Raw genomic sequence first — 23,234 nt, forward strand, 5'->3', positions numbered from 1 at the left:
AAACGGCTTTTTTATGTTTAAATTCATCCTATCCAATTTTTAAAATCAGATACTTTCTCCCTACTAACGATAACTTCATCATCTTTAAAGGTAGGTAAAACGACCTTTAATCGAGAGTTGCTGTAAAGTACAATTTCCTTAATAGACTTCATAGAAATTATAAATTTTCGACTAATTCTAAAAAAATGTTTTGAATCTAATTCCTGCTCTAAAAGTTCTAAAGTTGATTCGATTAAAAAGTTTCTATTTTCATAAGTGTGAATATAAGTTCCTTTGTTTTCGCTAAAAAAACACTCTATTTCATCAATTGCTATCACTTTTAAATGTTGCCCTATTTTTACTGTAAAGCGCTTTTTGTACTCTTTATCAAATGGATTGGAAAGCATTTTTTTTATTTGGTCAAAATCTAATTGTAACGTTTCTTGTTTCCGCAATCTCGATTTAAATTTAATCACGGCGGTGCCCAAATCTTCTTCATCAATAGGTTTTAATAAATAATCAATACTATTTAATTTAAATGCTTTTAAAGCATATGCATCATAAGCAGTAGTAAAAATTATCGCACTTGTTATGTCCTGCTGAATTGAAGAGAAATGTTCAAATATTTCAAAAGAAAGCCCATCTGATAACTGAATGTCAAGAAAAATTAAATCAGGATTATTGTTTTTTTGAAACCAGGCGATAGACTCTTCTACTGAATGCAACATTACATTTACCTCAATACCAAGCTTTAAAAGTTTTCTCTGTAACAATCTTGCAGCAGGTTTTTCGTCTTCAATTATTATTATTTTCATCACCTATATCTTTGTTTACCGTTTCAATTATTGAATTCACAATTAAATTCAAAATTATTCATACTTACTTAACCTTTCTTTCTCCATCAACTCCTTGATCTTTTTTTCCTCCCAATTTTGGCCAAGTACAAAATTAGGTCCAAAAACTGATAATCCATGAGCTGCTAAACCTATTCCCCAAAAAAATGCAGTTGAAAAATTTTTAAAGCTGACGTAAGATTCTCCTTTATCAAGACTTTGAACGTTAACGATAAAGATCATAATATTAATTACGATGTAAACTAATACATGCGAATAAAATCCTTTAATTTTCTTCACTCTTTTAGTGGCATTTTCATATTTTAATTGTTCCTCTGTTGTCATTGTATTGATATTTATTTAATTGTTTTTTTATTTGCTGGATCTTTTTTATTCCAATCTTATTCTTCGAATAGAATTTAAATGAAAGCTTTAGGTATGCGAAAGAAAAGTCTAATTCTTCAACTCAATGCAGCCAAAATATCATGCATATCCTGATAATAATTTTAAGTTCGCATCATTTAAGAAGCCAATATCCATGATACAAAATAGCAAGCAATGGTAAAAAAATGTCATTTCATTAACTTCTTTTTTGCTTTTTAGTATTTCTCAATATCAGTAGCTATAGCTATAATTATTTCCATTCACTATCTGACGTTTTGTCTTTATTTAAAATTTCTTGTATCTTTTTCTCTTCCCATGTTTTTCCATACCCAAACGTTTCAAAAGCCTGAAATATCAATCCCAATCCCCATCCTAACATTGGAAACCAAAACCACTGAAAATCATAAGGAGAATTCAAATTGATAATAATCAATATTGGAATAATAATACAATAAGAAGTTAAATTTCCATAAAATCCTTTGAGTTTCTCCACTCGTTCTTTTGCTCTAAAAAAAGCAGTATCCTGATTGTAATTTGTTGCTTCCATCCTATTTATTTGTTTGGTTAATATTGGTATTTTAACTGTAAATAGCTTTTGATTTTGTAGAATTAAAACTTTGCGATTGGTTATGATTCCATATCTATTAATAATATTTTGAAGTCCCACTCCTTGTCTATCTTGAAAAACTTCCTTTTTTTGATAATCATTTTCAATAACGAGATAATTATCCTCCATAAATATCCGAATGTGCAGTGGTCGTTGCTCACTGACCACATTATGTTTTACTGTATTTTCTAATAGCAATTGTAATGATAGAGGAACAACTTTAGCATCAGGGTTAATTGCCTCCTTTGGTAATTCATAAAAAAGACTATTTTCAAAACGCATCTTTAATAAATTCATATATGTTTTGGCGAAAGCCAATTCCTCCTCAACGCTCACTAATTCCTTGTCTTTTTGTTCTAAAACATAACGATAAACCTTTGATAGCGAAGTGGTAAACCGTTGTGCATTATCTGGATTTTCTTCTATTAAAGAACTTAAAACATTCAAACTATTAAATAGAAAATGAGGATCAATTTGACTTTTTAAACTCTCGAATTTAGCCGAAGCAGTCCCCGCAATGATTTTCTGCTCTTTTACTTTAACTTCTTGAATAGTTTTGTAAAAATAAAACGCATGAATACCTAAAGAAACTACCACAAATATAATTACGGGAATAATAAAATTAGTAGCTTTTTCATTATTGAAATATTCAGTTAAAGTTGATTTTTCTATTATAACTTCTTCAAAAATGCGAAGTAAGAAAACGATAAGAATTGTTATAAAAAATGTGCTTATAAAACCAAAAACTAATCTGTTAATCGTAAAGCGACTATTTTTATAAACTGAATCTAGGAAAATAAAAACCGTAGCATTAGCAAAGTACAAACTCAAACTATACAACATTGTGTACCCAAAATTAATCAACAATGAGCCGTCAAAAACAATATTGATTCCCATCATGAACCGCACAAGCTGCAACGCTAAAAAAATAGTAAGCGAAATTATAATTGCTCGTGGTACCTGCTTTATTAATAAATTGAACATTGGTGTAATTTTAAATGAAATATTAAAAGTTTATTTTGTGCAATTTTTCATCGCAGCCTTAGCTCTATCTAATCCCCACGATGGAGAAAAAGGAGTTTCAGGCTTAAAAGTAGCAAAAAGTGTAATAGCTTTTTCAATTTGAGCACACATTGGTTTAGTATCGTTTCCCCAAAATTTAGCACTTCCTATTTCGAAATCTGCTTTGTTAAAGATAACTCGAGGATTTTCTGGTGCTATTGCTTGTGCTTTTCCATATAATTCCAACACCTTTCCTGATAATTTCTGTCCGTTGGTCATTGGGTCAAAAGCAATCCAGGCGGTGTGAATCATGGCTTGAATGACAAGTAGTTCAGCGTTATTGGGGTTCTTATCCATTTCTAGATCCAATGCTTTTTGTGCTTTATCAAGCAATAAAGTCATTTGATCTTTATCCTTAGTTGTAAAAGCAGTTGTTGTATTTACTAAAGCCACGTAATAATTAGGCAACCAACTTGTTTTTTCGGCTACTGCAATTCGTTCGAATAGATCTGAAGCTTCCGTGTTTTTCCCTTCGCCCCATAACTGGAAGGCTTTTCCCATTCCTTGCTCAAATTGCCCTTGAGCGGATACTAAACTACAGATAAAAAATACGATTGTGGTGATAACTTTTGTCATGATTTGTTTGTTTTAAATGGTTGTTTTTTTGATGATTAAAACGTTGTGTTATTTATACTTCAAAAGTATCTCGGTTTTCATTGGATTAAAATTTATAAATACTGAACTGTCAATTTTGATGGATGAGTTGTATTCTGATTAGAAATTAATTTGTAATTTTGATAAAAACACTTGAGGATGAGTACTGCTGAATTAAAATTAAAATTATTCCGTGAAATCGATAATCTGGAAAAAACCAAATTAGAGGAAGTGTACGGGCTATTATTAAATTTCATAAATTCTGAGAAAAACAGCAATGAATGGGACACAATGCCAAAAGCGCAACAACAAGGACTACTAGATGCAATTGAGGAATTGAATTCAAATGATGGTCTTGCTCATCAATCAGTTTTGGATAAGTACAAAACAAGGTATGTATAAATCTATAAAGTGGTCTTCATTTGCAGATCAAGATCTAGCTAAACTGTTAGAATATCTTGATTCAAAATGGAATAAATCAGTTTGTTTAAAATTTATTAATCATTTAGATTCTTGTATCACTTTGATCCAACAAAACCCTGAGCAATTCCCAGTTATCAATAAAGAACTACAAATAAGAAAGTGCGTGATCACAAAACAAAATTCACTTTATTATAGAGAAACTGATACTAGAATTGAGATTTTACGATTATACGATACACGTCAAAACCCTGAAAATTTATTATTTTAAAGTAATTTTCAAGCGTTAAAATAGGCGACTTAAATCCATTACAAATTCCTCAGCTGATTGTCTTTTTTGTCGTTGCTTATCGTCCAAAAGAAGCCTACAAAGAAAAACCGATCCGCTGTAGGAATGATTTCTTTTCTATTAAAAACGCCTGCATCGTTTGGCTTATTCGCGTATTCATAACCAAATACATTTTGAGTTCCTAAGACATTGGAAACTGAGAAATACAAAATCTTTTGTTGGCTCAATAAATACGCCCAGTTAAAGCTCAAACTATTATACGATTTTGTTTTTCCATTCATAAATTTTGTTTCGTTTGGATTGTTGTATGGTCGGCCAGAACTGTAGGAGTTTGTAAAACCTATTTGCGATTTCCAGTCGTTTATCCAATATTTCGTAACAAGTGATAAACTGTGATCCGCAACGAAACTTGGCGTCACTTGAGAACTGAAATTTTTATAATTTCTTTCTGTATCGATGTACGAATAGGAAACCCAGTACTCTAAGTTTTTGATGGATTTTCCATCTCTCCAAAACAAATCCAAACCTTTTGCGTAACCAGAACCGGAATTATCATAAACCGAATTATAAGCTGCCATTTGAGTATCAAATTTTACTAAATCACGATAGTCTTTATAATAGGTTTCGGCACGAAACGTTTTTCCGTTTTTATTGTACTGAAAATTCAAAATGTAATGCGACGCTTTCTCGCTTTCAAAGTGATTGTTACTAGAATATTTGATGTATTCCACATTTGGTGTTTGTGTAAAATCTCCATAAGCGAAAGAGAACTGACTGTTTTTAGCCATTTTATAAGCAAATGAAATTCGGGGTGAAATAGCTGTTTCATTCAGTAAATCGTTATTTGAAGCCCTAACTCCTACTTTTGCAGCCCACTTTTTAGAGAAGAAAATATCAGCTTCGGTATAAATAGCTGTAATGTTCGAATCGTATCCATTGGTGAAAACCGAACCGGAAGTAGGATTAAAATCTTCATTGAATTGTGCTACAAAATAATCCGCTCCAAAAGACAGTTTCAATCGGTCCGAAAAGCTTTTTCGCAGTTTTAATTTTAAATGGGCCGCATTTTCGTCATTCGCTACTTTATCTGAATCTAAATTTATTTTGTTGTTGCTGTAACCATAACTCAGTCCAGAAGTAATTTGCCAGTTGTCCCCAAAAACACCTTTGTAAGAGGAATTCATATAAAAATTATTATTGTTTAAATCGACTCTTATTTTCTCTGGTGAATTGATATTTTCCTGATTAATATCGAATTTAGACGAATCAAAAGCAGCGTACACTTTAAAAATCCCATTATTAAAGTTATAGCGATATACCGTTTCTCCTGACAACGATTGAAACGGACTGTTCCAATCTACGTTTTGAGGGATTAAGGCTTGATAGGGCGCTAAATTGATATAATTTGCATTAACACTCAGTGAACTTTTTTTCCATTTTTGGGTATTTCCAATTCCTAAACCAACGGTCATCAAAGAGATTTCGGTTTTATTTTGGTCCGGCTCATCTTGGGTATTCAATAGCAAAACACTTGACAACGCTTCGCCATATTCTGCGGAATAACCACCCGTTGAAAATGATATTCCGCTGAACAGAAAAGGAGAAAATCGGCCTCTTGAAGGTACATTATTTGTACTAGCACCGTAGGATTGCGCTACCCGAATTCCATCTACAAAGGTTTGTGTTTCATTGGCCTCGCCACCTCGAACAAATAATCTTCCGTCCTCGCCTACCGTTTGTGTTCCTGGCAAGGTTTGCAAAGCGGCAATAATATTCCCCGCAGAACCCGCTGTAGTAACGATATCCAAAGGTTTTAGAACAGAAACTCTGGCTTTGTCTCCCGCTTCTAATATTCCTGCAGTAATGACTACCGCATCTAGAGAGGTTACGCTTTCTCGCAGTTTGATTATTTTGTTTTGAAAATTAGCCACGTCAATTACTGTTTTTGAAGTTTCAAATATCAAGAAACTAACGACCAAAGTTGGATTGCCCTTTGCCGTAGTTGTAAAACTAAAATCTCCAGTTTCAGTAGTTGATGCGCCATCATAAGTCCCTTCGATAAAAACATTAGCACCTGAAACAGGTTTCCCTTTTTCATCTAGTACTTTTCCTGAAATTGTATTTTGTGAAAAAATAAACGTAGTACATAATAAAAATGTTACTGTAATAATGGTTTTCATCTGACTTGATTTTATGATGAAGCAAATGTAACAGGACGACTACCGCTGACAAATTATACTGTTCCGAACTGTTGAAATCAAGAGATGAATTGTAAATAATTTATTTTTCTGTTATATTTACAACAAGTCTGACGAAAACGGAAGCGATTTGCATGAGGGATAGCAGTGGAAATCCTTTTTTTTCTCGTTGTCAAAACGAGAAAAAAAAGATTGAAACGGATAGCCCGACCGCAGCTTTTGCGGAGGGCATGCCCAAAAAATAAAAAAATTACCGATGGAACCGATGACCGAAAAAGAGAAAATGATAGCTGGCGAATATTATTTAGCTGGCGATACTGTTTTAGTAAAAGACAGACGAAAATCTAAAAATTTACTGCACAGATTAAATGTGACGGAGTATCGAGTTACTAAGAAAGCAAGAGAAATTGTAAAAGAATTAATTCCAAATGCTGGAGCAAACTTATACATCGAGCCACCGTTTTTTTGCGATTACGGTTACAATATTGTATGTGGAGAAAATGTTTATTTTAATGTAAACTGTGTTGTATTAGACTGTACCACAGTTACTATTGGGTCTAATGTTTTTTTTGGGCCCGGGGTTCAAATATATACAGCGACACATCCGCTTGACGCAGAATTACGGAAAACACTTGAAAATGCTTTACCTATTACTATAGGTGATGACTGCTGGATAGGAGGAAATTCAGTGATTTGCCCGGGTGTTACAATTGGGCAAGGTTGTGTTATTGGCGCGGGTGCAGTAGTTACAAAAAATATCCCTGACAACTCACTAGCAGTTGGCAATCCTGCAAAGGTAATTCGGAAATTGAATCAAGAATAATAATCAAAATTAGAAACTAAAAAAAAAATGAAAATGAAACATCTTAAATTATTTACAGTCCTTGCGCTAATTTTTGTGGCAAACATAGTTTCGGCACAATCTACTTTTGACAAATGGCCAGCAGTGAAGGAACTTCATGGAGTTATGTCAGAGACTTTTCATCCAGCTGAAGAGGGAGATTTAGCCCCCATTAAGACACGCTCAGAAGAAATGATGAAGAAAGCAGCAGATTTATTAAAATCAGACATTCCTACAGAATTTAGAACAAATGCAATTTTAGCATCAGCAGAGCGACTACAAATTCAGAGTAAGGCTTTAAATAAGTTAGTGAAAGCAAATGCGACAGATGCTACATTAGTAAAATCAATCACTGATTTACATGACACGTTTCATGAGATTGTAGGTCTTTGTTCCGAACCAAAAAAATAAATTATAAGCCCAATCAGTTGATTGGGCTTTTTTTTAGAAAAAGAGTATTAATTGATCTAATTTTAATACTAAAACAATCACTATTTATTTTTTATTTTCTAAAAAATGGGATATTATTAAAATATAGAAACATCTCTATTTTTTAGATTCTATTGTGATTTTGTTTTTTTAAATTTGCATGACGTAATTATATTATTAACTAAAGATTTCTCTGCTTTGATATAAACTTCAATCCAGCAATCCAATCCAATGAGCACAAATACAGAAATTAAAAAAAACTATCAATTCATTAAGTTTAAAAAATTGGTAATCGTGTCCGTGATAATTGGATTTCTCTCCGCTTTTTTAGGAATAGTTTTAAAAAATGCGACTGAATATTACGAATCTATTTTCTTTCATCGCGCTGAAACTAATGCTGTGTTTTTTATTATTTTCCCATTTTTTGGATTATCAATTATCTATTTTTTAAGACAGTATTTATTTAAGAAAAAGGAAAACAAAGGAATAAAAGAAATTTTTGAAAGTGTTAGTTCGAAAACGAAGAATTTACCTAGTTATAAAATTCCTTCTCATTTTATCAATGGTTTACTGACAGTCGTTTCTGGTGGATCTACAGGAATTGAAGTTTCTACTGTTGTAGCCACAGCCACTATAGGAGCTGTTGCACAAAGAAAACATAATATGTTTAGGCAATATAAAACCGAATTGATTTGTGCTGGAATAGCTGCAGGAATTACGGTTTTATTTAGTAGTCCTATAGCAGGAATTCTATTTTCGCTAGAAGTAATATCAAAAAAATTGACGCGAACATTTATTCTTACCACTGGCATCGCAGTTATAATAGCTTCAGCACTTAGTTTCCTTTTACACGAGAAACCATTATTCGCTGTAAACATTACAACTTGGCATTTAAAAGCAATTCCTTATTTCATTTTATTAGGTGTTTTATCGGCAATCTATTCTATTTATCTAACACGTTGCGTTTTATTTTTTAAATCATACTTTTCAAAAATAAATGAACCTTATTACAAAATAATAGTAGGTTCAGTACTTTTAAGTATTTCATTTTTTATATTTCCTCAATTGTACGGCGAAGGTTATCACGCCATTAAAACAGTCATATTTAATTCAAATGATACTACTTTAACTCTTTCTTTAGCGTTGACATTTTTTGGAATAACAATTTTAAAACCAATCGCTACATCTGCAACATTAGCAGCAGGTGGTGATGGAGGTGTATTTGCACCAAGTTTATTTATTGGAGCTTTTTTAGGATTGTTGCTTGCGTTATTACTCAATCGATACACGAACGCCGATGTTATTCCTCTCAATTTTATGATCATAGGTATGGCTGCAGTTTTAAGTGCAAGTATCCACGCTCCATTTACCGCTTTATTTTTAGTTTGTGGTTTAACTAATAACTACACCTTGTTTTTTCCAATTTTGATCGTTTGTTTAATTTCTAAATACACCGCTAAGATGATCTATCCGTTCACTGTTTATAATTATTCGCCAAGTTTAGTAAAATAATTAATATGTCATCTATTAATAGAATTAAAAGAAATTATCGAAAAACTAAGTATATACTTTACAAGGAAACCCTTGTTGATTTTAAGGAACATTTTTGGGCATTCGTTGGAGGATTTCTTGGTATTGGCATAATTGCTTACTTGCAATCGCATACACTTCCGCAATCTGATATGGTTTACTTAATTGGTTCATTTGGCGCGTCAAGTGTTCTTGTTTACGGTGTTATTCAAAGTCCACTGGCGCAACCCAGAAATTTAATTGGTGGTCATGTTATATCCGCTATTATTGGTGTAACAGTTTACAAATTCATGCCAGACATTCTTTGGTTAACTGCGCCACTCGCCGTTGCTTCCTCCATAGTTTTAATGCAAATCACAAAAACCTTGCACCCTCCGGGAGGTGCTACCGCTTTGATTGCAATTGCCGGTTCTGAAAAAATTAAAAATTTAGGCTATTGGTATGTCCTGTCTCCAGTATTAAGTGGAGCCTTAATTTTACTTGCCGTTGCTTTAATCACCAATAACATGGCACATAATAGATTGTATCCAAATCACAAAAAGTATCATCAATTTAGAAAAAGAATTTCACGTGTATTTAGAAATAGAAAAACACTTTAGAATTTTAACTCTTTAATTTTAAGTGATAAAATCTACTATAAAAAATAAATTTTTAGTGCTGCAAGAACTTATAATGTTATGATTATTACTGACTACATTTAAGTAAAAATCTTATCAACAAATACAAAATCTGTAGCAAAACTTCGAGACGAAATCTAAAATTATATTTTACCTTTGACCATTCAAAAAAATAGAATTGATTATGGTTTATAAATTTAGAGTAATTCTAGACTCAGAGGAAGATGTTTTTAGAGACATAGCAATATTTGCCGAAGATACATTGGAGGATCTTCATAATGCAATTTTCAATTCTTTTGGTTTTGACGGTATGGACGTGGCTTCCTTTTATACTTGTGATGAGACGTGGAATCAAGAGGATGAAATTTCACTTTTTGATACGGGGGATGTTATTGGTGAACAAAAAATAATGAGTGATTATAGGTTGTCTGATATTTTAGATAAAGAGAACACTAAAATCATTTATGTCTATGACTTCATCAACATGTGGACGTTTCTTGTCGAACTTGCTGCTATTGAAGAAGAAGTTGCAGGAAATAGTTATCCAGAAACCATATTTTCACATGGTGAAATTCCTGATGAAGCGATGGAAAAAAGTTTTGAATCCGAAAACGCAGATAGTTACAACGATGAATACGAAGATGGCTTAGATGAAGATGATTTAGATATGTTTGGCGATGAAGATAGCTTTGAAGACTATGGATTTGAGGAGAACTGGAATTAGTCCGTTCCCTATCTTTCTGCAATCAACCGGGAGTTTAAATAAGTAAGAATAAAAATATTTGACAAGAAGTAAAAGATTTTTCTTTCTTCAAAACAACTTTACTCACCACCTTTGTCTTTAATTGTAAGCATAACAAATTTCAAAATCTACATTCAATACTTTAAATAAATGATCAACCTATATAACACACATATCGAAAATTTATCAATTCATAGAGTTGGTAACAAAAGTAGAAATGAAGCAATTTTTTTATCAGAGCAACCTTTTAGTTTGAATGATGAAATAGTGCCTTTGATGAAAGAATTTTTCTTCAAACCCTTCAGAGAAAAAGAAGAAAATTATTTTCAGTTTGCACATGAAATTGATCTAGATTATAATGACATGTTTAAGTTTGCTACTGAAATTTTTGATAATCCATCAACGATTCATGAAGCTTCAAAAAAAATAACGCAGCACTTATTCGAGCAGTCTAATCATCCACACATTAAGAATGGTGAAGTTTACGTCACGTATTTGACCAACCTGACTATTGATAATAATGTTGTCGACGCTATAGGGATTTTTAAAAGTGAAATCCAAGCTGACTTTTTACAATTTGAAGAGAAATCAACTCACCTTGAAATGATTTTGCAACACGGAGTAAGTCTTAATAAACTTGACAAGGGTTGTTTGATATTTAATTACAAAAAAGAAGAAGGATATAAAATACTCACTGTTGACAGCAATCGTTATGACGCTAGATATTGGCTAGAGCATTTCCTTTCAGTTGACGCCTTTGAAGATGAAAACTTCATCACTAAAAAATATTTAAAATTTTGTCAAAATTTTGCTAAAGATGTTGTTTTTCCAGCAGAGGATAAGAAAGAGGAGGTGATGTTTATGAATCGATCGGTAAACTATTTTGCTAAAAATGACGAGTTTGAAGAAACAGAATTTTTGAATGAAGTGCTCGATAATCCAGACCTTATTCCAGAGTTTAAAAATTACAAGATCGACAAAGGAGAAAAATACAGTATAGAAGATGTAACTTCTTTCCCTATTGCTAATGCAGCAGTTTCCGATGCTCGAAAATCAATTAAAAACGTGATTAATTTAGATACTCACATTCAAATTAAAATGGATTTCATCAATCCCGAGAGTGCGGAGAAGTACGTGGAAAAAGGCTGGGATGAAGAAAAACAAATGTATTATTATTTAGTTTATTTTAATAAAGAACAAAAATCGTAAGATTATTATTTTTATGTTTTCAAAATATTTTCATCCCTGATTATTAAAAATAATTGGGGATTTTTTATATAATTAAGGGATCAAATTATTTAAGTTGAGAAAAATAACGATAAAATGATTATGACGTTGTATTATAAATTACTGTATTTTTAACGACTTTTAAAAAGTATTGATAAACAATCTTTTCTTCTTTTAAAAAGTAAGAATCCCAGCGTATTAAAAGATTTTAAATACCAATAAAACTTAGTTTTTACAAATTATGAAATTATTTTTAAATCGATATTTTAAAACCTTTTATCAAATAGGAATTTCTCTAATTATAACAGCATTCGTATTTCAATCTTGCGCGACTAAACATGCGCAATTTGGTAAAAACAATAAAAAAGCTGGTCCAATTGTATTGAAAGATTCGACAGCTATTTCTCAAACATTTTATTTAGTTAGTGACCTCAAAAATTTAAATGATCAATCTCAAAACCAAAAAATAAGTTATGTAAGAAATAAGTTTCAAGAAGCTGATTTAAATACTTCAATATTACTTTTTGAAGAAAGCAATACTTTTCAAAGCTCTTTCGTTTTAACCAACAAAAACGATACAACTACTGTAAAAGATCAATTAGTAAACCAAACAGTATCTGCACTATTTAAAGTAAAAAATATTTCTATACCTTCAAATCACGATTGGCAGTTAAAAGAATTCAATAAAGATTCAAATTCCTTACCCAAGAATAACTGTGGAATTAATGCAACTCAAATTAATAAGGATATAACTTTAATAACAATTAATAGTCAATGGTTTCTGGAAGATTGGGATAAAATCCCAACTATTAATAATGACTGTATCATTAAAAATCGCGAAGACTTTTTTCTTGAATTAGAAGATTTACTAATAAAAAATCAAGAAAAAACCGTAGTATTAGCGATGCACCATCCCATATTAAGTAATGGATCTCACGGTGGAGAATTTTCATTAAAGCAGCACCTAAGACCCCTGCCTCTTGCTGGCTCAGTACTTAATTTTTTTCGTGAAACAGCCGGGATAAACATACAAGATTTACAAAACAAGCATTATAATCTTCTTGTAAAAAGAGTAAAAATTTTAGTAAAAAATTTTAATAATGTTGTTATTGCGTCAGCGCACGATGACAGTTTACAGTATATTGAGAAAGATAATGTGAAACAAATTATTACTGGTTCTAATTCTAAAACAGAGGCAGCGCGTGCAAAATATCCCAATGATTTCTCTTACGGCGGAAATGGATATGCAACATTAAAAATCTATAAAAACGGACTTACGACTGTTTCTTTTTATGGATTAGAGGATGGGTCTGACAAATTGCTATTTGAGAATGTGATTTTACAACCAAAAAATAAATTTGCTAACAAACAATTTCCCAACACTTTTCCAAGTAAAACAACTACAAGCGTTTATAGTGCTAAACAAGTTAAAAAATCATTTTTCTATAAATTTCTTTTTGGAAAACATTATAGAAATTATTACGACGTTATTATTGATGCAAAAACAGCAATTATCGATACACTTTTTGGTGGCTTAACGCCAAAATCAGCCACTAGAGATTTTCAATCTAATGTTTTGCAACTGATCGATAAAAAAGGTAATGAATATACAATGAGTGCTGTAAAACAAAACGCAAATAAATTTCTTGCTTCGTTTGTTTTTAAATATAAATTAACTCCAAATGAATTTGACCGAACATACAGCGCAGCTCTCATCAATGATCTTTACACTGCTGTTCATCCTTACACCCCGTTAGCAATTCATGACTTGGCGAAAAAAATAAATATTGCACATACTATCCCTTCGCTACTTTTTATTCCAAAACAGAAAGCTTTAGGTACATTTAATTCGAATTTTGGAAATGAGCTTTACTTTGTTGAGAATTTTCCGGTAAAAAACAAATCACAGCCAGCTTTAATTTTATCTACTAAAGAAGTTTTACAAAACATACGGAAGGACGCTAAATATTCAATCGATGAAAGTACCTATATCAGAGCTAGACTATTTGATATATTAATTGGCGATTGGGACAGAAATGACGATCAATGGCGCTGGACGGAATTTAATGAAGGACAAAAAACGATTTACAAACCCATTTCATTAGATCACGATCAAGCATTTTCTAAATACGATGGTGCTTTGCTGTCTCTATTGATGAAAAGTGTGCCCTTGCGAAATAGACAATCTTTTACAGAGCAAATTAAGAGAGTTAAAATAATGAATCGTGAACCTTACCCTCTAGATTTAGCATTATTAAAAACTACAAATGGGGAAGAATGGACCAAACAAGCTAAATATATAGTTGAAAACTTAACAGATGAGGCGATTGATAAAGCTTTTGAAAAATTACCACTTGAAGTTCAGGACGCGACAATAATTGAGATTAAACGCAAATTAAAATTAAGAAAAAAGGATCTTCAAGCAGCTGCGTTGGACTATTTCAAAGTTTTGCAACATACCGTTTTGATTGTTGGCACTGATAATAAAGATAAATTCGTAATAAGTAAACTAGATAAAGATAAGGTTGTTATAAAAGTTTTTGAAACAGTGAACGGAGAAGATATTTTAAGAAATAATAAAATCTTAAATAGTGCTACGACTAAAAAAATATGGGTTTATGGTTTAGATGAGGAAGATATTTTTGAAATAAATGGATCCACACAATTGCCAATTAAAATAAGGTTAATTGGTGGGCAAAATAAAGATTCTTATCGCGTAGAAAGTGGTAAAAATGTCAAAATCCACGATTATAAAACAGAGGTCAATAGTTTTAATGTTGATAAAAAAAGTAGAATTCTATTATCTGATGATTATGAAATTAATTTATATAACTACAAAAAACCAAAATATAATTTCTTTTCCTTGTACCCAAACATTGGTTTCAATCCAGATGACGGCATAAAACTTGGCTTGATTACTGGCTATAGAGTAAATGATTTTAAACAAGATCCATACGCTCAAAAACACAGTTTAAAAACTAATTATTTTTTTGCAACAAAAGGTTACGAATTTATATATGATGCACAATTCCCTAAACTTTTTGGTAAATGGGATTTAAATGTTGAAAGTAAATATACAAGTCCGAATTTTACAAGAAATTATTTTGGTTCTGGAAATGAAACTGTAAATCTGGAAGCTGACCTTGATCGGGATTTTAATAGAGTTCGTATTCAAACCATTAGATTTTCGCCTTCTTTAAAGAAAGTTGGTAGATCTGGAAGCACAATTCAATTTCAAACTAGTTTTGAACAAATAAATGTCGAAGAAACTGTTAATAGGTTTGTGTACGTTGCTCCCGCTTTCAATACCGCTGTATTTAAAAACCAACAATTTGCTGGCGCTACTTTAGAATATAGTTTTGAGAATTATGACCTTCCGGCGTTTCCAACTTTAGGAATGGGCTTTTCAATCGCGGCTGGTTGGAAAACAAATTTAGCAAATACAAAAAGAAATTTTCCTACAGTAGAAAGTAAACTTAATTTTAATCATAAAATTGACTCAAACGGTAAAGTTGTTCTCGCAACTATCATGAGCGGAAAAGTAATACTCAATAACAATTATGATTTTTATCAAGGTGCAACCGTAGGCGGTGATTACGATTTAAGAGGCTTTAGAAACGAGAGGTTTCTAGGCGATAAATCTTTTTATCACAGTAGCGATATCCGCTGGGATTTAGGGAAAATTAGGAGAAATATCATTCCGATGTCTTTTGGAATTCTTGGAGGTTTTGATTACGGGAGAGTTTGGTTAAAAGGTGAAAATTCTGAGAAGTGGCATCAATCTTATGGCGGTGGTTTATGGATTAACGGTTTAAATATGCTAACGGGACGACTTACCTATTTTAAAAGTATCAACGAAGATAGAGCTAGGATTGCAGTGGGTATTGGTTTTGGATTTTAGAATTGTAGAATTTCAAAACGATAAAATCATTTTCCTTAACTGTGACTAGAAATTAGACCTTTAATTTTAATAGATTAATATTTTTATAATTTCGAATGATGAAATCAAAAGCAGCAATCATGATGTTCCCCATTGACTTCGATTTTTTAAAATTTAAATCATTTGTATATTCATATAATTCCATCTTTAATCGTTGAACGTGTGCATCAGGCGCGAGAAAATCTTGCCCCATAATTTTAAGTAATTTTTTAATTCTGTTTTCAGCAGATAAAATCCTTTTAGCGAGTACGGCTCTTTCTTCATCTTTATATTGTTGAATTGAACTGTCTTGCAATTTATCCTTTACTAACTTTACCATGGGATAATTTTCTTTAAAAAATTGCGGACGATAAACTTTAAAATTACCTTCATAGCATTGTTGATCAAAGTCTATCGCTCTGATTCGATAAACCACTTGATCAAAATCGTGAATGGGAACGATAACATAATTATAGGACCTCATGTCACCTAGTAATCTAATCATACAACGTTCATTGAACTTTACAAATTCTTTTGCAATTTGAGCTTTTTCAGTTTCAGTACATTTATTTAGTAAATTTTTAATAAAGAAATCACCAGCAATTCCTAATATATGTTCCTCAATTAAAGTGTCTTCATACACTAAAAAATTTATTTTATCTGGCGAAAGAATATGTTCTAATTCAAGTCCATAAATACGTGAAGCATCAGCTTTTTTGACATAAAAATGAGTATAATTATCATTTAAAATATTCCTGATTTTAATACGAAAAGGTTTTGAGTTCCCAAAAGTACAGTAATCAATAGAATCAACATTTAAGAACTTAATGATTCCCAAATTACCATCAGAATGTAAGAGTGAATATATTTTTTTAAGATTCAAATCAATCTCTTCTCTTTCATATTCATTATAATATACTCTTACCCACAAAGTATCTTGATCACTTTTATCGTATACCGATACTGATCCAGAAAAACGCAACAAATCTTCGTAAAATATAGAAACCTCTGATATTCGATCAAATCGTTTCAAATATTCTAATAAAGATTTATTTACAGGGTAGGAAGGCTTTTTAAAAAGCATTACAGGCTCACTCATTTGAATATGTTTAGCGCAAAATTACATTTATTCTAGCTTTGTTTTTGCAGAAAATTGCTCTAAAACGAAGTTAACTTTGATCTATAAAAAATTATGTTCAACAATTCATACAGTAAAAAATAGCTATGAAAAATAATAGAAAGTATTCACATCTATAGAAAATGAAATAACTAGATAAAAAAAATTGATACTACGAGATAAACTTTATATTTGGAAGCCTCAATATACCACAAATTTTCAAAACTAAAAAATGAAGAAACAACTAGAACTCTATTTCAAAGCTGCACAATCAGCTAAGATCGGAATTTGGAAGATAGATTTATTAACTAACGAAATCCACTGGGACGCAGTTATAAAATGTATTTTAGAAGTTTCAGAAGATTGTGATCCTTTAGATTGTGATGCTTTTAATTTTTATCAAGAAGGAGAAAATAGAGATAGAATTAAAAACAGAATGCAGAAAGCAATTCATGAGGGAATTGCTTTTGACGATAAATTTCAAATAATAACTGCCAACAATAATATTAAATATATTGAATGTATTTGTTCAGTTGAGAAAGTGGAAGGGAAACCAGTGTGCTTGCTAGGCACTTTTCAAGATATTACAAACGAACAAAACTTAATTAACGAACTAGAATTAAATGTTAAAAAATTTTCGTCTATTTTCTCTAGTGCAAATGATGCAATATTTATAATTGACAGTTGCGATGGTTTAATTACTGATTGCAACCTGCGATCAAGTGCTTTAACAGGTTATAGCACGCTTGAATTAATAGGTTTGCATAATTCTTATTTATTTCCCGTTGAATTTAGAAAAAAAGTGCGTATTTTTCTTAATTATAACTTAGCTCGAAATGATTACTCAATAGATGAATCATTTATCAAAACAAAATCTGGTGCTATAATTCCAGTTGAAATTGCCTCAGGTAAAAAATTTCAAGTTGCTGAAATTACTTATTTGGTCTGTTTTGTTAGGGATATTAGTCAAAGGAAAAATGCAGAAAATAAATTGAATTTACTTTCTCTTGCAGCATCAGAAACAACAGATACAATTGTAATTGCTGATGAAACTGGAATTATAGTCTGGGCAAATAAGGCTTATATTGATTTAACAGGCTTAAACTTAAACGATGTAATAGGTCAAAAGATAAGTTATTTATCAAAAGGTCCAGAAACAGATGCAAAAACGAATTCATTGCTAAATAACGCGATAGCGAATAAAGAAAGTATAAAAGTTACAATCCTACATTATAATAAAAACAACGAAAAATATTGGTTTGAGCTAAATCTAAACACAGCACTTGACAAAAATAATAATTTTATCAATTTCATAGGTGTTGGAAGAAATGTAACTTCCCGCATAGAGAAAGAGTTAGAGTTAAGAGAACTTTTAGAGGTTACAAGTATTCAAAACAATAGATTATATAATTTTACTCACATAGTTTCGCACAATATTCGGTCTCACACTAGTAATTTATCTATGGTTGTTGATGTAATTGAAAACACAGATAATTTAGAAGAGAAAATTTCCTATTTTAGTTTGTTTAAAGAGGCAACAGAAAAATTATCTGAATCAATTGAATATTTAAACGAAATAATTACTATTCAACAAAACACTAATAGAAAGAAAAAGGGAATATATTTAAAACAAGAGATTGAAAAAACAAAAAAATCACTCAGATTAGTCATAAAAGAAAGTAATATTACAATAACTGATACAATTCCTGAACATTTAATTATTTCTGTAATTCCTGCTTATATCGATAGTATTCTACTAAATTTATTTACAAATGCAATAAAATACAAATCGCCCTGCCGAAATGCCACATTAGAAATAGGTTATGAAATAATTGATAACTATACGGTTGTCACTTTTACAGATAATGGATTAGGTATAAACTTAGAAAAAAACGGACATAAAATTTTTGGAATGTATAAAACCTTTCATGGAAACGAAGATGCTAAAGGTATTGGACTGTTTATTACTAAAAATCAACTCGAAGCAATGAATGGTAAAATTGAAGTAGAAAGTAAAATAAACGAAGGCTCAACATTTAAAATTTATTTAAATGAAAAATAAATTGACTTACATTATTGATGACGACAAACTTACCGTCAAATTAATGAGCATCTTAATTTCTAAAAACAAGTTTTGCGAAGAGATACAATCTTTTTACAATGCTCAAAATGCGCTAGAGCAGTTAAAAAAAGTAATTGAAACTGATTTAGTAATTCCTGATGCTATTTTACTAGATATAAACATGCCTGTGATGGACGGATGGCAGTTTTTAGATGAGTTTAAAAACTTAGTATTAAAAAAGCCGATAATAATCTTTATGATGACATCATCCATCGATCCTGCGGATATTGAAAAAGCAAAAACCTATGATGTCATAAAACATTATATTGAAAAGCCCATAACAATTCAAAAACTGGATTCACTTTGTAAGTTAATCGCTGATATAAACTAATTTTAACAAATTAGTAACTTTATTGACACTTGTTCGTCCTATTGTAAAATATCAATAAATGAATTCATCAGAAACTATACTTTCAGTCAACAATCTAAATAAATATTATGGCGCTCTTCAGGCATTAGATAATGTTTCATTTGAAATAAAAAAAGGCAACGTTTACGGTATTTTAGGACCTAACGGTAGCGGGAAATCTACCACATTAGGAATAACTTTAAATGTAGTTAACAAAACTTCTGGCGGTTATAAATGGTTTAGCGGAAAAATGGAGACGCATGAAGCTCTTAAAAAAGTAGGTGCTATTATAGAAAGACCCAATTTCTATCCATACATGACTGCCGAGGAAAACTTATGGCTGGTTTGTAAAATTAAAGGAATAAATTACGCAAAGGTGAATGAAAAACTTGAATTAGTGGGTTTGACTGAGCGTAAAAATAGCAAATTCAGCACTTTCTCCTTGGGAATGAAACAACGGCTCGCAATCGCTTCTGCACTTTTAAACGATCCCGAAATTCTAATTTTAGACGAACCTACAAATGGTTTAGACCCACAAGGTATACATCAAATACGAGATATAATTAAGCAAATTGCGGCTACTGGAACAACTATACTTCTTGCATCACACTTACTTGATGAAGTTGAAAAAGTTTGTACTCATGTTTTAGTACTTAGAAAAGGGGTAATTTTATATACCGGATTAGTAGATGGAATGTCAGCAAACGATATTTTCTTCGAACTAAACTCTGATGATAATGAAAATTTAATCAAAGTGTTAAATAACCATCCTGCTGTCAAAAATATTGCAACTGACCAAGGCAATGTATTAGTTTACTTAAAAGAAAATTTAGAGTCAAAAGATTTAAATCGTTTTCTTTTTGAAAATAATATAATTTTGAATCATTTAGTTAAGAGAAAAAACAGTTTAGAGGAACAATTTTTAGAATTAACAGAGAGAAAATAGCTGCTCTATTTCCAACTGTGTTATTCACTTACATTCACATTATAAAAATCATTCAGTTCTTCCCACTAAATTCTTAATCATCAGTTCATGAAAAGACTTCTCTCAATAGAATTACAAAAAATTTGGAAAAATAAAGCAAGCAGAGTTTTGACTTTGACGTACTTTATACTTCTTACCTTTATCGCTTTGATAGCATCTATAAAATTCGATTTAGGAATTTTTAAATTTCATCTTGCTGAAATGGGAATATTTAATTTCCCTTTTATATGGCATTTCAACACTTACATTGCTGCAATTCTAAAATTGTTTCTCGCAATTGTAATTGTCTCGATGATGGCAAATGAATATAGCTATGGAACATTAAAACAAAATCTAATTGACGGCATGAGTAAAAGGGAATTTATCGAATCTAAATTCCTTACTGTTGTTTTATTTGCAGGCGTATCGACTATTTTTATTTTTATAATGTCTCTTCTTTTAGGTTACAGCTTTTCCTCATATACTGAAATAAGTATCGTTTTTTCGGATTTGCAATACTTATTAGCTTATTTTGTAAAATTAGTTGGTTTCTTTTCGTTCTGTTTATTTTTAGGAATATTGGTAAAACGTTCTGCGTTTGCGCTAGGATTTTTATTAGTTTGGAACATAATCGAGGGCATTATTAACGGTATTTTGTCTTTTAAAGTCTTTCCAGATAGTACATCCGCAGCATCTGTAATGCAGTTCTTTCCACTGCAATCAATGTCTAATTTAATTGTAGAGCCTTTTACACGTTTATCAGTAGTAAAAAACCTAGGAACACAAATTGGTTTAGACAATGTTAAAAATTACAACGTTGAGTTATCTTCTTTATTGATTGTGACCTGCTGGACGGTTATCTTTGTTTTCTTGTCACACAAATTACTAAAAAATAGAGATTTATAGTATATTTGCGAGACATGAAATACGCGAATCTTATCATAATTTACTTTTCTTTTGGCTGTTATTGCAACTCGGCTTTAGCGCAAAGCATTATTGTGGACGACTCAAAAAATGCACAGGAATTAGTAGAAAATATATTAGTAAATAGTACTTGCGCAACGATTCTTAATTCTATCGCCGGCGGAGATGATTTCTCTGGCAGTAGCAATAGCTATGGTTATTTTCAAAGACAAGTTGACAACTTCCCCTTCGTTGAAGGAATTGTTCTAAACACTTCCCGAAGTCAAAACTCTGTAGGTCCTTATATCGTAAATAGAGGTGGTGGCGATCCCCGATGGTTAGGTGATGTCGATTTAGAACAAGCGCTGGGTTTAACAAAAACTTTAAATGCTACTTTTTTAGAGTTTGATTTTGTTCCTTTGACTAATTTCATAAGCTTCAATTATATCTTTGCGTCAAATGAATACCAATCCTACTTTCCGTGTGAATTTTCAGATGGATTTGCATTTTTAATTAAAGAAAAAGGGAGTTTAGAGCCTTATCAAAACATAGCTGTTATTCCAAACACAACTACGGCTGTATCCTCTACAAGCATACATCCTTTTATTCCTCCAGTTAGAACTACTGTAGGTTTAAAGCCCGGTTGTTCCGCTGAAAATGAAAATTTTTTTGGCACTTACAACACATCTTCTAGTCCTATAAATTACAGTGCACAAACCGTCGTTCTCAATGCTCAAAGTATTGTTGTAGCTGGAAGGACATACCAAATTAAATTAGTTATCGCAGATGATGAAAACGTAGAATTCGATTCAGCTGTTTTTATCGAAGCCGGAAGTTTTGCTCCAAAAATCAACTTAGGGTCAGATCGAACATTATGTTTTGGAGATAAAACAATTTTAGATGCTGGTTTAACAGGTAGCACAAATACGTATGAGTGGTTTAAAGATGGTGGAATAAATGTCGTAGGGAGTAATGCTACCTTGGAGGTAATTAGCCCAGGACAATATTCAGTGCGTGCGACCTTAGCAGTAGGTTGTGTTGCAACGGGAACTGTAAACATTGCGTTTAAAAATCCTACTCTAAAATCACTTACGCAATGTGGCGACAGCACCGGTAATGCAACATTTAATTTAACATCTTTAACAACCGAAATCATAAGCACAACTGATGACACCGTTCAATATTTCGAAACTGTTGCACACTTACAAAATCAAAGTCCCACAATTACAAATATTTTAAATTACAACTCCGCAAGTAAAACTATATACGCTCGGGTTTCTAATAGTACAGGATGTGCTGATTCTGTTTCAATAACCCTACAAGTGCTTAGCACATCAGCTGTTCAAAAAATAACATTTTGTGATAATGACGCTAACCAAAACGGTCGTAGAGTATTTGATTTAGTTACAGATGTTAGCCCAAAAATCATACCGATAGTCGTTGCACCTCTAGTAATTGAAGGATATTATAGTATTGAAAATGATGCAATCAATAAGACAAATTCACTTCCTGCAATCTATCGCAATAATGCTGCTTCAGAAACTATTTTTGCTCGTATTGAAAATGGATTAAATTGCTACGGTGTTATTGAACTAGAAATACAGGTCAATCTCTATACGCCTGCCTCTCCCGGAAATATAAAAAATGTTATTATCAATGACTTTTCTGGTGTTGATAATTCGGTTAAAATTGAAACTGAAGGCACTGGCATATATGAATATTCTGTAGATGGAATAACTTACCAGTCTAGTCCCTTATTTAAGAACTTAGCCCTTGGAAACTATACTGCTTTTGTTAGGGAAAATTTAAACTGTGGGTTGTCATCCACTCCTTTTTATATTCTTGACTATCCGCGATTTTTTACTCCAAATGGTGATGGATTTAATGACACATGGTATATCAAAAACTTACAATTATTACCAAAATCAACAGTAATAATCTTTGACCGATTTGGAAAATTATTAAAACAATCAACATCAACTGCTGCAGGATGGAATGGAAATTTTAATGGATATCCATTACCCGCAGATGACTATTGGTTTAAATTAGAATTCGAAAATGGCAAAATTATTAATGGACATTTTTCGTTAAAAAGATAAGAATAATTT

Annotated in this window: 20 protein-coding genes; 14 read left to right on the forward strand and 6 right to left on the reverse strand. The window is 31.5% G+C overall.

What is annotated here, in order from left to right:
• Window positions 1-23 precede the first annotated feature (23 nt).
• The 4 genes from BUA99_RS00860 to BUA99_RS00875 all read right to left on the reverse strand — a co-directional run bounded on the left by BUA99_RS00860 (window position 24) and on the right by BUA99_RS00875 (window position 3,441).
• On the reverse strand, window positions 24-794 hold the full coding sequence (locus BUA99_RS00860; protein ID WP_072986979.1) for a LytR/AlgR family response regulator transcription factor: 771 nt from the start codon (window positions 792-794) through the stop codon (window positions 24-26).
• Window positions 795-848: 54 nt separating this feature from the next.
• On the reverse strand, window positions 849-1,157 hold the full coding sequence (locus BUA99_RS00865) for a 2TM domain-containing protein (protein ID WP_072986981.1): 309 nt from the start codon (window positions 1,155-1,157) through the stop codon (window positions 849-851).
• Window positions 1,158-1,446: 289 nt separating this feature from the next.
• On the reverse strand, window positions 1,447-2,787 hold the full coding sequence (locus tag BUA99_RS00870) for a histidine kinase (RefSeq protein WP_072986984.1): 1,341 nt from the start codon (window positions 2,785-2,787) through the stop codon (window positions 1,447-1,449).
• A 30-nt stretch (window positions 2,788-2,817) separates the two neighbouring features.
• Complete coding sequence (locus BUA99_RS00875; RefSeq protein ID WP_072986987.1) at window positions 2,818-3,441, reverse strand: hypothetical protein; 624 nt, start codon at window positions 3,439-3,441, stop codon at window positions 2,818-2,820.
• Between the two features lie 177 nt (window positions 3,442-3,618).
• Here BUA99_RS00875 and BUA99_RS00880 point away from each other — a divergent pair, with 177 nt between their 5' ends.
• On the forward strand, window positions 3,619-3,861 hold the full coding sequence (locus tag BUA99_RS00880; RefSeq protein WP_072986990.1) for a hypothetical protein: 243 nt from the start codon (window positions 3,619-3,621) through the stop codon (window positions 3,859-3,861).
• Window positions 3,854-4,150, forward strand: coding sequence for a type II toxin-antitoxin system RelE/ParE family toxin (locus BUA99_RS00885; RefSeq protein WP_072986993.1), 297 nt, complete (start codon window positions 3,854-3,856; stop codon window positions 4,148-4,150). Before BUA99_RS00880 ends, BUA99_RS00885 begins: the two co-directional genes overlap by 8 nt.
• Before the next feature lie 38 nt (window positions 4,151-4,188).
• Here the strand turns inward: BUA99_RS00885 and BUA99_RS00890 are convergent, their stop codons facing one another.
• Entirely contained in the window at window positions 4,189-6,348 is a 2,160-nt protein-coding gene (locus BUA99_RS00890; protein WP_072986996.1) for a TonB-dependent receptor, read from the reverse strand.
• Between the two features lie 274 nt (window positions 6,349-6,622).
• On the opposite strand from BUA99_RS00890, the gene BUA99_RS00895 reads away from it, so the two are divergent.
• The 7 genes from BUA99_RS00895 to BUA99_RS00925 all read left to right on the forward strand — a co-directional run bounded on the left by BUA99_RS00895 (window position 6,623) and on the right by BUA99_RS00925 (window position 15,653).
• Window positions 6,623-7,189 carry a sugar O-acetyltransferase gene (locus BUA99_RS00895; protein ID WP_234972867.1) on the forward strand — a complete coding sequence of 189 codons (567 nt, stop codon included), beginning with the start codon at window positions 6,623-6,625 and terminating at the stop codon, window positions 7,187-7,189.
• 33 nt (window positions 7,190-7,222) lie between these two features.
• Window positions 7,223-7,618, forward strand: coding sequence for a hypothetical protein (locus BUA99_RS00900; RefSeq protein WP_143151699.1), 396 nt, complete (start codon window positions 7,223-7,225; stop codon window positions 7,616-7,618).
• Window positions 7,619-7,867: 249 nt separating this feature from the next.
• Window positions 7,868-9,148: a chloride channel protein gene (locus tag BUA99_RS00905; RefSeq protein ID WP_072987002.1), complete on the forward strand. Its 1,281-nt coding sequence runs from the start codon at window positions 7,868-7,870 to the stop codon at window positions 9,146-9,148.
• 5 nt (window positions 9,149-9,153) lie between these two features.
• Entirely contained in the window at window positions 9,154-9,765 is a 612-nt protein-coding gene (locus BUA99_RS00910) for an HPP family protein (protein ID WP_072987005.1), read from the forward strand.
• A 202-nt stretch (window positions 9,766-9,967) separates the two neighbouring features.
• A complete protein-coding gene (locus tag BUA99_RS00915; RefSeq protein WP_072987008.1) occupies window positions 9,968-10,507 on the forward strand; it encodes an IS1096 element passenger TnpR family protein in 540 nt (179 codons plus the stop codon).
• 168 nt (window positions 10,508-10,675) lie between these two features.
• Window positions 10,676-11,734, forward strand: coding sequence for a nucleoid-associated protein (locus BUA99_RS00920; RefSeq protein ID WP_072987011.1), 1,059 nt, complete (start codon window positions 10,676-10,678; stop codon window positions 11,732-11,734).
• Window positions 11,735-11,993: 259 nt separating this feature from the next.
• Window positions 11,994-15,653, forward strand: a complete 3,660-nt coding sequence (locus tag BUA99_RS00925) for a ShlB/FhaC/HecB family hemolysin secretion/activation protein (protein WP_072987014.1) — start codon at window positions 11,994-11,996, stop codon at window positions 15,651-15,653.
• Window positions 15,654-15,705: 52 nt separating this feature from the next.
• Here the strand turns inward: BUA99_RS00925 and BUA99_RS00930 are convergent, their stop codons facing one another.
• Window positions 15,706-16,770, reverse strand: a complete 1,065-nt coding sequence (locus BUA99_RS00930; protein ID WP_072987018.1) for a hypothetical protein — start codon at window positions 16,768-16,770, stop codon at window positions 15,706-15,708.
• Window positions 16,771-17,020: 250 nt separating this feature from the next.
• Between BUA99_RS00930 and BUA99_RS00935 the strand changes: the two genes are divergently transcribed.
• From BUA99_RS00935 to BUA99_RS00955, 5 genes are all read left to right on the forward strand, one after another.
• Complete coding sequence (locus BUA99_RS00935; RefSeq protein ID WP_072987021.1) at window positions 17,021-18,850, forward strand: PAS domain-containing sensor histidine kinase; 1,830 nt, start codon at window positions 17,021-17,023, stop codon at window positions 18,848-18,850.
• A complete protein-coding gene (locus tag BUA99_RS00940; protein WP_072987024.1) occupies window positions 18,840-19,241 on the forward strand; it encodes a response regulator in 402 nt (133 codons plus the stop codon). Before BUA99_RS00935 ends, BUA99_RS00940 begins: the two co-directional genes overlap by 11 nt.
• A 58-nt stretch (window positions 19,242-19,299) precedes the next feature.
• Window positions 19,300-20,205, forward strand: coding sequence for an ABC transporter ATP-binding protein (locus BUA99_RS00945; RefSeq protein ID WP_072987027.1), 906 nt, complete (start codon window positions 19,300-19,302; stop codon window positions 20,203-20,205).
• Window positions 20,206-20,292: 87 nt separating this feature from the next.
• Window positions 20,293-21,129, forward strand: coding sequence for an ABC transporter permease (locus tag BUA99_RS00950; protein WP_072987029.1), 837 nt, complete (start codon window positions 20,293-20,295; stop codon window positions 21,127-21,129).
• A gap of 14 nt (window positions 21,130-21,143) precedes the next feature.
• The gene (locus BUA99_RS00955; RefSeq protein ID WP_072987032.1) at window positions 21,144-23,225 is read left to right on the forward strand and encodes a T9SS type B sorting domain-containing protein; all 2,082 of its coding nucleotides are present in this window, start codon (window positions 21,144-21,146) and stop codon (window positions 23,223-23,225) included.
• The last annotated feature ends 9 nt before the right edge of the window (window positions 23,226-23,234 follow it).

The organism is Flavobacterium segetis (assembly GCF_900129575.1).
Lineage (GTDB): Bacteria > Bacteroidota > Bacteroidia > Flavobacteriales > Flavobacteriaceae > Flavobacterium > Flavobacterium segetis.

What these genes read in the sequence shown, in the direction of transcription:
- BUA99_RS00955 (WP_072987032.1), top strand. Translation starts at nt 21,144, where the DNA reads ATGAAATACGCGAATCTTATCATAATTTACTTTTCTTTTGGCTGTTAT.
- BUA99_RS00875 (WP_072986987.1), bottom strand. Translation starts at nt 3,441, where the DNA reads ATGACAAAAGTTATCACCACAATCGTATTTTTTATCTGTAGTTTAGTA.
- BUA99_RS00935 (WP_072987021.1), top strand. Translation starts at nt 17,021, where the DNA reads ATGAAGAAACAACTAGAACTCTATTTCAAAGCTGCACAATCAGCTAAG.
- BUA99_RS00890 (WP_072986996.1), bottom strand. Translation starts at nt 6,348, where the DNA reads ATGAAAACCATTATTACAGTAACATTTTTATTATGTACTACGTTTATT.
- BUA99_RS00870 (WP_072986984.1), bottom strand. Translation starts at nt 2,787, where the DNA reads ATGTTCAATTTATTAATAAAGCAGGTACCACGAGCAATTATAATTTCG.
- BUA99_RS00905 (WP_072987002.1), top strand. Translation starts at nt 7,868, where the DNA reads ATGAGCACAAATACAGAAATTAAAAAAAACTATCAATTCATTAAGTTT.
- BUA99_RS00865 (WP_072986981.1), bottom strand. Translation starts at nt 1,157, where the DNA reads ATGACAACAGAGGAACAATTAAAATATGAAAATGCCACTAAAAGAGTG.
- BUA99_RS00945 (WP_072987027.1), top strand. Translation starts at nt 19,300, where the DNA reads ATGAATTCATCAGAAACTATACTTTCAGTCAACAATCTAAATAAATAT.
- BUA99_RS00950 (WP_072987029.1), top strand. Translation starts at nt 20,293, where the DNA reads ATGAAAAGACTTCTCTCAATAGAATTACAAAAAATTTGGAAAAATAAA.
- BUA99_RS00915 (WP_072987008.1), top strand. Translation starts at nt 9,968, where the DNA reads ATGGTTTATAAATTTAGAGTAATTCTAGACTCAGAGGAAGATGTTTTT.
- BUA99_RS00900 (WP_143151699.1), top strand. Translation starts at nt 7,223, where the DNA reads ATGAAACATCTTAAATTATTTACAGTCCTTGCGCTAATTTTTGTGGCA.
- BUA99_RS00920 (WP_072987011.1), top strand. Translation starts at nt 10,676, where the DNA reads ATGATCAACCTATATAACACACATATCGAAAATTTATCAATTCATAGA.
- BUA99_RS00940 (WP_072987024.1), top strand. Translation starts at nt 18,840, where the DNA reads ATGAAAAATAAATTGACTTACATTATTGATGACGACAAACTTACCGTC.
- BUA99_RS00895 (WP_234972867.1), top strand. Translation starts at nt 6,623, where the DNA reads ATGGAACCGATGACCGAAAAAGAGAAAATGATAGCTGGCGAATATTAT.
- BUA99_RS00880 (WP_072986990.1), top strand. Translation starts at nt 3,619, where the DNA reads ATGAGTACTGCTGAATTAAAATTAAAATTATTCCGTGAAATCGATAAT.
- BUA99_RS00925 (WP_072987014.1), top strand. Translation starts at nt 11,994, where the DNA reads ATGAAATTATTTTTAAATCGATATTTTAAAACCTTTTATCAAATAGGA.
- BUA99_RS00930 (WP_072987018.1), bottom strand. Translation starts at nt 16,770, where the DNA reads ATGAGTGAGCCTGTAATGCTTTTTAAAAAGCCTTCCTACCCTGTAAAT.
- BUA99_RS00860 (WP_072986979.1), bottom strand. Translation starts at nt 794, where the DNA reads ATGAAAATAATAATAATTGAAGACGAAAAACCTGCTGCAAGATTGTTA.
- BUA99_RS00885 (WP_072986993.1), top strand. Translation starts at nt 3,854, where the DNA reads ATGTATAAATCTATAAAGTGGTCTTCATTTGCAGATCAAGATCTAGCT.
- BUA99_RS00910 (WP_072987005.1), top strand. Translation starts at nt 9,154, where the DNA reads ATGTCATCTATTAATAGAATTAAAAGAAATTATCGAAAAACTAAGTAT.